The sequence below is a fragment of the Actinocrinis sp. genome, assembly GCF_035650855.1.
Classification (GTDB): domain Bacteria; phylum Actinomycetota; class Actinomycetes; order Streptomycetales; family Catenulisporaceae; genus Actinocrinis.
The window spans coordinates 1-8967 of sequence record NZ_DASRGV010000028.1 but is presented as its reverse complement, the minus strand read 5'-3'; the positions used below and the strand labels follow the sequence as shown (position 1 = coordinate 8967).

Genomic DNA, 8967 nt, shown 5'->3' with positions numbered 1-8967 from the left:
CACCGCGCCGTCAGACCGGACATGACGAGCACGGGCACGCACCGTGCGATTCCGCGTCAGATGGGTCCGGAGGCGGACCTGCTCGGCACCACGCGGGAGGGCTATGTCGCGGCGCCCCCGGACCGCTTCGCGATACCCGAGCGGCCCGGCCTGACCCAATGGTGGGTCGACCCGGCGAAGGCGTGGACCTACGCGCGCCCGGCCCTCTCCCGGCACGCGCTCGCGGGAGTGCTGGTGCTGCTGGCCTTCGCCGGCGGCGCCGAGGTGATCTTCCTGTGGTGGCTGCAGACCCCGGCCTCCCGGCTCCAGCACCTGGCCGACGAGTACATCATGGGCGCGCAGCTCACCGGCCTGCTCGGCGCGTACCTGCTGCTGATCGAAGTCGCGCTGATGGCGCGAATACCGTGGCTGGAGCGGCGGATCGGCTCGTGGCTGGCCACGCTGCACCGCGGCCTCGGCGCCTATCTCATCGTGCTGCTGGCCGCGCACACCGCGCTGGTCATCGTCGGCTACTCGATGAGCCTGCAGGCCCCGCCGAGCGCGGTCGTGAAGTCCATCTTCGCGACGTATCCGTACGTGCTGATGGCCACCGGCGGTTACGCGTTACTCATCGCCATCGGCGTCTCGTCGATCAAGCATTTCCGGCACAAGCTCGGCTACGACCGCTGGCACAGCCTGCACCTGGTGGCCTACCCGGCCGCGGTGATGGCGTTCTTCCACCAGGTCTTCCTCGGCGCGCAGTTCACTCGCAACCAGGTCGCCAAGGACACCTGGATCGCGATGCATGTCGTCGTCGCGGCGGCGATTCTGCTGTACCGCGTGTACATCCCGGTCAGCCGGACGCTGAAGTACCGGCTGCGCGTCGTCGGCGTCGTGGTCGAGTCGGCGGACACGATCTCCATCTACGTCGGCGGCGTCAACATCGACCGGCTCGGCGCGCAGGCGGGCCAGTACTTCCGCTGGCGCTTCCTCGGCCGCGGCCTGTGGCACCAGACACACCCCTTCTCGCTGTCCGCCGCGCCGACCAACGGCGTGCTGCGCCTGACGGTCAAGGGCGTCGGAAACTACACCCGCAGGCTCAAACGCCGCATCCGGCCGGGCATCCGGGTCATCGCGGACGGCCCGTACGGCGCGTTCACCGCGGAGCTGCGCCGCCGGCAGCGGGTGCTGCTGGTCGGCGGCGGCGTCGGGGTGACTCCGCTGCGGGCGATCGCGGAGGCGCTGGACGGCGGACCCGGCGACGTGATGTTCCTGCAGCGTGCGTCCTCGGCCTCGGACCTGCTGATGGCCGACGAGCTCGACCGGATGGACGCGGAGGGCCGGCTGATCTACGTCCCGGTGCTCGGAAAGCGCGGCAAGACCCCGCGCGAGGATCCGATGGCCCCGCACCGGTTGCGCGAGATGGTTCCGGACCTGGACGAGCGCGAGGTGTTCATCTGCGGCTCGCCCGCGATGGCGCGCAGCGCGATCAAGAACCTGCGCAAGGCCGGAATTCCCTGGCGCCGCATCCACACCGAGCTGTTCGACTTCTGATCTGGGTCGATAAAACGGCGCCGGCCGGAACCGTTCGACGACGGTTCCGGCCAGCGCCGTTATTCGACGTGTGACAGACCTCTGCCTCGGCCCGCCTCGTCCGCTATTCTCCCTGCACCTGCCGCAGTTCCACGACGAACGACTGCCCCGGCTTGTCCACCAGCCGTGGCGCCTCCATGCCTGCCACCGACAGCAGCCTGCCGCTGACCACGATCGATCCCTGTCCCGTCGCCCACCGCGGCCAGGTGTCGGGCACGGCCGAGACCACCGGAATCACCGTGAGCTCATAATCAGCCTGCGAATTCAAGCCGGGGAACCGCAGCGCCGCGCCGTACTCGAAGGTCGAGGTCTCCAGCTGCATGTACGCGAACAGCGCGTGCGACCGATCCGGCGCGACCACGCCGTGCAGCCACGCCGCCGGGTCCGGGTGGTCGGCGCGCACGATCTCGCCGGAGTGCAGCAGCGGCCGCAGCCGCTTGTACTGCGCGATCCAGTCGGCGAGCCGGCCGAGCTCGTGCTCGTCCCACCCGGTGATGTCGGACTCGATTCCGGCGTGCCCGAACAGCGCGGTCGCGGCCCGGAAGGAGAGCTCGGTGGCGCGAGTGCTCACATGCGCTGGGGAGGAGCCGATATGTGCCCCGATCAGCTCGTAGGGAATCAGCAGGCTGGTCCAGCGCTGAATGGACTGCCGCTCGATCGGGTCGATGTTGTCCGAGCCCCACACCCGGTCGGTGTGCTCCAGGATGCCCAGGTCGACCCGCGCGCCGCCCGACGAGCAGGATTCGATCTCAAGGTGCGGATGGCGCGCGCGCAGCTCGTCGAGCAGCCGGTACACGGCCAGGGTCTGCGCGTGCACGCCGGGAACGCCGTCGTGCAGCGGCTCGGCGATGTCCCGGTTGTGGTCCCACTTGATGTAGTCGATCCGGTACTCGGCGACCAGCGAGTCGAGCCGCTCCAGCAGGTAGGCGAAGGCCTCCGGCCGCGCCACGTCGAGCACCTGCTGGTTGCGGTGCTCGACCGGCAGGCGCGCCGGGTCGGCCAGGAACCAGTCGGGGTGCGCCCGGGCCAAATCCGAATCAGGGTTCACCATCTCCGGCTCGAACCAGAGCCCGAATTGCATGCCGTGCTTGCGTACCCGCTCCACCAGCGGGTGCAGCCCGTTCGGCCAGACCGTCTCGTCCACGTACCAGTCGCCGAGCCCGGCGTTGTCGGTACGCCGGTGCCGGAACCAGCCGTCGTCCACCACGAACCGCTCGACGCCGATCGTCGCCGCCTTGTCGGCCAGGTCGAGCAGCCGGTCCAGCGAGTGGTCGAAGTAGACCGCCTCCCAGATGTTCAGGGTGACCGGACGCGGCGTGACCGGATGCCCGGCCCGCGCCCGCAGCCTTCGATGCAACCGCACGCTCAGTTCATCGAGTCCTGATTCGCCGGCGACGAAATAGACCCACGGGCTCTGATACGACTCCCCGGTCAGCAGCCTGATCTCGCCCGGCTCCAGCAGTTCGCCGCCGCCGAGCACCCCGCCGCCCTCCGCGAGCCGCTCCACGTACTGCACGTGGTTGCCGCTCCACGCGGCGTGCACGGCCCAGACCTGCCCGGAACGGAACCCGAAGCCGGACGTTCCGGCGATCAGCGGCCCGGCGTCGAACCCGGTGCGCCCGCGCCGGTTCTCACGCACCCAGGCGCCCTGCCGCACGGCGGCCCGCTGCGGCGCGCGTTCGCGCGACCAGCGTCCGGCGAAGTCGAGCACCTCGACGGCCTGCGCGGGCACCGGCATCAGCGCCGCGAGCCGGTCGAGCACGAAGGGTAGCTCGCCGGTGTTCGTGATCGCGTGCCGAACCCTGAGCACCCCTTGCGGGCTCAGCTCCAGTTCGCTTTCCAGTGCGAGACCCGCCTCCGCGTCCGCGGCGTGAACGACGATCGTCCCGCCGCCGCCCTCCCCGCTGCTGCCGCGGACCGCCACGGGCTCGGTCAGCAGGAACCGCAGCGGCCGCCAGCTGCCGCCTTCCCACCGCCCGCTCAGCGCCGGCCGGCCGTACCAGCCCGCGCCCTGCGAGGGGATCAGCGGAAGCGCAGGTCCGGGACGACTCAGCGCGAGCCGCGCGGACCGTGCGCCGCGATCACCGCCACCGCTGGCGTGCAGCCCTAGATCGGCGCCCCAGTACAGCACCTCCGGCAGCCCGGGGCCGGAGGCGTTGAGCACAAGGCCCACTCCACCGGCCGAAAGCGAGATCAATCCGGCTTCGGCCGTGCCCACCCCGGCCTCGCGTGATTCGTCCACGGCGCTCTCAATTCCAACATTTGTCAACGTGAACCGACGAGTTCATCCTAGGGACCGCGCAGAACCGGACGCAATGGCTTGCTCTAGCGACACGCAGCACAACCAGCGGTGAACTCCCGCCCATCACGCACAAACGTTCAGATGTCCGCTTGCCTCGCGTGCAATCGGCGCCACATACAACCGCCTCCCTTGGGTACCCGAGTCCAACACCCGGAGACGCCGCACCACCTAACGACCGGTCAGGAGGGTCGAATGCCGTACGCCCGGACCTACCCGCATCGCAGAAGGCTGTTCCCGAGGCGGCGGTACACCCGTCGCTACAGTCACTACAGCCGTCGCAGGAGGCTGCCAAGCGACATGGCGATCCTGGCCGTCTTCGCCATCGTGCTCATCATCATCGCGCTTGCCACCCGCTGATCCGCCCTCAGCCCCAAGCGGCTCAGCCCCCTGACTCCGGCTCTGAGTCCGCCTCCAGATCCGGCATCCGTCCCGCCCGGGCCAGCGCGATCTCAGCCTTCGCAGACTCCTTCGTGATGCGCAGGCCGTCGACGGCCCGTTGCAGCGCCGTGGTCTGCCGGAGAAGCGCGGTCTCGAAGTCGCGCACTGTCCGCAGTTCGATGTTGGCTGCATCGATGCGGTCCAGCAGTTCGCGTTGCCGCTCAAGCAACGCCCGCGCCGAACGCGCGTCTCCCGCGCTGGTCGCCTCCTCGAACTCGGCGGTCACCCGCTCCGCCTCGACTCCCAGCTGCGAGGCCGCCTGCGCCAGCTGCTCGCTCACCCGGCCCACCTCCGCGAGCCCGCGCCGCACTTGCGTCATCAATCCGAGCTGCGTGTTGTACAGCTCCCCGAGTGGATCCTGCGCCTCGGTCAATGCCGCCGCCTCCCTTCGTCCGCCACGCTCCCATCGCAGCGTACGCCGAGCCGGTCGCGCCGGGGCTGCTCATCGTCCGCCACCGCGGCCGCTCATCGGGCGCGACCGTGACCACGACCTCGGGCAGTACTCTTGCCTGATGGCAAAGGTGAAGCAGGTGCAGGTGACCTTCGACTGCGCGAATCCACGAGCGGTCGCGCAGTTCTGGAAGGCCGTGCTCGGGTACGTCGACCCGGCGACTCCGCCCGGATTCGATTCGTGGGACGAGTTCGACGCCTCGCTCCCGGCCGAGCGCCAGGGAGCGGCCTGGGCCTGCCAGGATCCGGACGGGGTCGGACCGCGGTTGTTCTTCCAGCGAGTGCCCGAGGGCAAGGTCGTGAAGAACCGCGTGCATCTCGACGTGCGAGTCGGGACGGGGCTGAAGGGCGACGAGCGAGTCGCCGTGTTGAACGCTGAAGCGACTCGACTGGAAGCGCTCGGCGCGCGGCGTGTGGAACTGCTGCTCGCCGACGACATGAACGAATCGTGCCTCGTCATGCAGGACGTCGAAGGCAACGAGTTCTGCCTCGACTAGTCGGCCTGCCCGGTTTCCCCCGTCTGCAATTCCGGGCTACGTTGAACCGCGACGTCGCCCGGAATTCGTGCTCAGGCAATCCGCTCGGGCGGCTCGTCCTCCAGGCCGCGGCCCGCGCCGGCGCCCCGGCCGTAATCCGGCACCGCGTCCTCAACCGGCCGGATCGACTGTGAACCGCTGGCCTTGCGCGCCTCCCAGCGGGCCCGGATTCGCGCGGCCAGGAACCACGTCATCCGTCCCGTTCCGTGGCAGCGGGCGCACAGCCCCGACTTCTCGTTCGCGTCGGTCCCATCGCCCTCGCAGTACGGGCAGTCGACCAGATATCCGTTGCGAGGGCGTTGGCGTTCCGGCACCTCGTCCATGAGTCTCCCCCTCCGCCTGGCAGGCGTGTCTGTCTCGGTTAGGCTCTGCGACCAGGACCGATGGCGCGCGAAGGTGCACACGACCACCCCCAAGAGTTCTGGCCCCACCTCCAGGAAATCCAAGCGCGGCCTGGCGAAAACACGGCCGTTCGGCCCGACCGCACTAGGACGAGAAGTCCCTAAACGCGGCGCAGCGGTACGCCGAGCTTGTCGGCCAGCTCTTGCGCCTGGGTGACACCGAAGAAAGAAGTGTCGACGCTCAACAGCCCCGACCCGTTAGCAGCCTCCAGCGACAAGGTCCGCGGCCCGTACACGATCTCAGCGATCTCGGCACGTGCGACGTATTTGCTGCGATTGCGCTGGCCTTTGTATACGGCGTCGTTGGTAACGACGAGGGCGGCATCGCGCAGCCAGAACACGCTTGCCAGGGCCAGGGCGAGAGGCAGGACGGCCGTCGAGATCGCGGCCGAAGGATGGCCGTTGACCAGGTTGTACACGCCGAAACCAATGCCTCCAGCCGCGAGCAGCCCGGTGAACAAGCGGTATCTGAACACCTTTCCGCGGTTCGGACGCAGGACGAACGCCCCGGGCGAATCCCGGAGCGGCGTCGCCACCGCAGCCGCCCCGCCTCCCGAGAACGGCACGTGGAGGTAAGCGGCGATCTCGCTCACCTGCTGGCCCGTCAGGAGCGCAGAAGTCTGCAGCAGAACTGTCCCGTCCTGCCCGACGAGTTCCCCGAACTCACCCCGATACCGCACGAGCGTGACATCCGCCCGCCGAACTCTCTTCGACGCCTTACGCGGCGGCCCGCTCACCACGAAGTCCCGGCTGACGAAGAAACTGGCGCTCCGAGCCATACTCAGCGGCGGGATCGCGCCGAAGATCACGAGTGCGATCGCGAGGATCGCCGAGAGCGCATCGGGAGCTCTCACCATCAACTCCACGATGATGACGAGCACAGGAACCATCCACATACCGGCGAACAGCGCGTACCGCCGACTGCGGATATTGGGCATCCACACGGCCCTGGAGCCGTTGCTGGTCTCGATCACGCGCACGTGCTCCGCCCCCCGCTTCATGCCGCATCCAGCCACACGCACCGACGAGCGCGTGGCTGGATGCCAATATCGTGGCTAAGCCCATATCAGGTCAACAGACCAGGCACGCCGCATGTAGACGGAACTTCTCTAGCGCAATCTCACCACGCTCCGTGGTGGATCCCAGGACCGCGAGACGGCGAGATTCGTCGACTGCTATCAGGCATTAGCTTGAGCCTGGATCTTGAGTCAATATGCGAATGGTTGAGCTCGGCGCGCCGCGTGCGTCTTGGTCTCCTACGAATTGGCCGCGAATGCTGGCTGCACCTCGCTCGTGGCAGGACACGGACGAAATCGGGCGAGGTAGGCGAGGCTGGGGCCGCGCCGGCCTGCGAGGTGGAGGCCACAGCTGTCGGCCAGGCGGTGGAGTCTGCCGAAGGAAATCCAGTGGCGGTCGAAGAACTCTCCCACGACGAGGCGGCCGCCGGGCTTGAGCACCGTCGCGGCCGCGCCGAGTACGCGCTCGGGTTCGGGGATCTCGCCGAGCGCGGTGACCAGGTAGACGGCGTCGAAGGTGCCGGGCTCGAAGGGCAGTTCGCGGGCGTCCGCACGGTGCGGGTGGATCGTGGCGATGTTCGCGAGTTCGGCGCGGGCCATAACGTGGTTGAGCATTTCCTGCTGGATGTCGACGATGTCCAGCCGCCCGCTCGGCCCCAAGCGTGGCGCGACATGAAGAGCCTGCAGGCCGGTGCCGGGACCGATCTCCAGAATGCGCTCTCCGGGGCGTGGTCGGAGCATTCCCTCCAGGTTCGCGGTGGCCAAGAACGGCAGCGGGATGTCTAGGAGCCGACGTTGTGCATACGGGTAGGGAGCCTGGTCGGTAAACCACCAAGCGCCGGCCGCCAGCGCCGCGGCACCGGTCGCAGCGGCCACCGTGACGCGACGGGTATGTCCCGTAGAAGTGGACGGAATTCGGAACGCGGGCATGGCGCTTCCTTTAGTTCTCTAGTTCTTGATCGACGTGGAAGTCGGCGGAAATGGGCGACGGATCAGTCGCAGGGCCAGAGCAGCGCATGTGACGGCGATCGGGATCTCCGCGCAGACGGCCATCACGATTGCCGTGGCCAATTCGCTGCCAGGTGTCGCCGAGGTGATGTCGAACCACGCGTCGATCACGAGGAGCACCGCGGTAGCTGTGGCGGTCAACGCGCAAAGGTTGTCTGTGCGCAGCAGGAGTAGCCCGGTGGCGAACAGGGCGAGGGCCTCGCAGCTGTCCAGCCCGACCCAGCCGAGCGCCCAGTGCGCGTCCTCGGCGGCGATCGGCAGAGAAGCTCCCAAGTAGAACACCCACGGGACGGTGACCAGTCCTGCTGCGGCGAAAATGAAGCCGAGCCGGCGGCCCGCGGTACGCGGCCTGTCGCCCGCATGGGCCCTGGTGCCGTCGAGATACGGACGGTCAGCGCGCGGACCGTGAGCACCGTCCGAATACTGCTCCGGCCGGGTAGGCGTCCCGAGCATGGCTTGTCTCCTCCCTGAGGCCTGACCGTTCGACCCCAGAGACCACTGTGGCCGCCGCGAGCCGGCGAATCAGTAGCGTGACTTTCCGTCTTCGGGGTGGTGCCAGGTACAGGTCGGGGCGGCGGTGAGCACGATTGACTCGCGGTGGTCAGGCCGAATTCGCGCTCGCCGAGAACCGCAGAGGCGGACGAGGCGTCCGGGGTTTGGGTGCAGCACTCACGGCGCCCGAGGTTGTTAGCGGAGCGGGGGAGCGTCAGCGAGGCCGCGGAGCGTTTGGGGTGGGAGGGCGGGCTCCAGTTCCGGCGGAGCCGGGCCAGCCGCAGGCGTACTCGAGCGCGAAAGTGGCCAGGCTAGGCGAAGAATCGGAGAGCTGTGGACTGACTGAGTGGCACGGTCTGGCACGAGAGCCCCGGACCTATATCAAGGTCTGGGGCTCTTTGCTGCTGCGATGCTGTTCACGGTCGGTGGGCACAGACGGTCTCGAACCGCCGACCTCTGCTTTGTAAGCGGCGAGCAAGATCAATCCTGGCCTGCGGAAATGTGGCCCATCCGCAGGCCAGGACCGTCAACAAGGGAATTCGAGAGAGCGCGAGGAAACCCGAGAGAACACGAGAAAACCGTGATCGTATCCCAATCGCATCCCAAAGGTTTCCTCCCGCTCTCATACGCTTCCTGGCGGCAGACAAGGCCCCTCGGGCTCGGCGTCGGGATTGCGCGGCATGACATGGTGGCGCACGAGTTCCACGCCGTCCGCGTTCTTGGTCCAGTAGTGGAATCCGTTTTCGAGGTCG

General features: G+C 68.3%; 9 protein-coding genes. 3 read left to right on the top strand and 6 right to left on the bottom strand.

The features are described from left to right. Window positions 1–1533: ferredoxin reductase family protein (locus VFB40_RS02495; protein WP_324847608.1), on the top strand; the 1533-nt coding region annotated here is incomplete at its 5' end. A 103-nt stretch (window positions 1534–1636) separates the two neighbouring features. Here VFB40_RS02495 and VFB40_RS02490 read toward each other — a convergent pair. After that, window positions 1637–3814, bottom strand: a complete 2178-nt coding sequence (locus VFB40_RS02490; protein ID WP_324847607.1) for an alpha-galactosidase — start codon at window positions 3812–3814, stop codon at window positions 1637–1639. 252 nt (window positions 3815–4066) lie between these two features. Here VFB40_RS02490 and VFB40_RS02485 point away from each other — a divergent pair, with 252 nt between their 5' ends. Beyond that, window positions 4067–4231: a hypothetical protein gene (locus VFB40_RS02485; protein ID WP_324847606.1), complete on the top strand. Its 165-nt coding sequence runs from the start codon at window positions 4067–4069 to the stop codon at window positions 4229–4231. Between the two features lie 22 nt (window positions 4232–4253). Here VFB40_RS02485 and VFB40_RS02480 read toward each other — a convergent pair whose 3' ends face one another. Next, window positions 4254–4685: a hypothetical protein gene (locus VFB40_RS02480; RefSeq protein WP_324847605.1), complete on the bottom strand. Its 432-nt coding sequence runs from the start codon at window positions 4683–4685 to the stop codon at window positions 4254–4256. A 139-nt stretch (window positions 4686–4824) separates the two neighbouring features. Between VFB40_RS02480 and VFB40_RS02475 the strand changes: the two genes are divergently transcribed. Beyond that, the gene (locus VFB40_RS02475; protein ID WP_324847604.1) at window positions 4825–5259 is read left to right on the top strand and encodes a VOC family protein; all 435 of its coding nucleotides are present in this window, start codon (window positions 4825–4827) and stop codon (window positions 5257–5259) included. Window positions 5260–5330: 71 nt separating this feature from the next. Here the strand turns inward: VFB40_RS02475 and VFB40_RS02470 are convergent, their stop codons facing one another. The 4 genes from VFB40_RS02470 to VFB40_RS02455 form a co-directional block, all read right to left on the bottom strand. Next, window positions 5331–5621: a hypothetical protein gene (locus tag VFB40_RS02470; RefSeq protein ID WP_324847602.1), complete on the bottom strand. Its 291-nt coding sequence runs from the start codon at window positions 5619–5621 to the stop codon at window positions 5331–5333. Window positions 5622–5800: 179 nt separating this feature from the next. Further along, window positions 5801–6673, bottom strand: a complete 873-nt coding sequence (locus VFB40_RS02465) for a hypothetical protein (RefSeq protein ID WP_324847601.1) — start codon at window positions 6671–6673, stop codon at window positions 5801–5803. Between the two features lie 282 nt (window positions 6674–6955). Next, a complete protein-coding gene (locus tag VFB40_RS02460) occupies window positions 6956–7645 on the bottom strand; it encodes a class I SAM-dependent methyltransferase (protein WP_324847600.1) in 690 nt (229 codons plus the stop codon). Between the two features lie 18 nt (window positions 7646–7663). Then, window positions 7664–8176 (bottom strand): hypothetical protein, encoded by a 513-nt coding sequence (locus VFB40_RS02455; RefSeq protein WP_324847599.1) that lies wholly within the window; start codon window positions 8174–8176, stop codon window positions 7664–7666. Window positions 8177–8967: the final 791 nt, after the last annotated feature.

Coding starts and splice junctions, on each gene's coding strand:
- VFB40_RS02485 (WP_324847606.1), top strand. CDS start 4,067: ATGCCGTACGCCCGGACCTACCCGCATCGCAGAAGGCTGTTCCCGAGG.
- VFB40_RS02475 (WP_324847604.1), top strand. CDS start 4,825: ATGGCAAAGGTGAAGCAGGTGCAGGTGACCTTCGACTGCGCGAATCCA.
- VFB40_RS02470 (WP_324847602.1), bottom strand. CDS start 5,621: ATGGACGAGGTGCCGGAACGCCAACGCCCTCGCAACGGATATCTGGTC.
- VFB40_RS02460 (WP_324847600.1), bottom strand. CDS start 7,645: ATGCCCGCGTTCCGAATTCCGTCCACTTCTACGGGACATACCCGTCGC.
- VFB40_RS02455 (WP_324847599.1), bottom strand. CDS start 8,176: ATGCTCGGGACGCCTACCCGGCCGGAGCAGTATTCGGACGGTGCTCAC.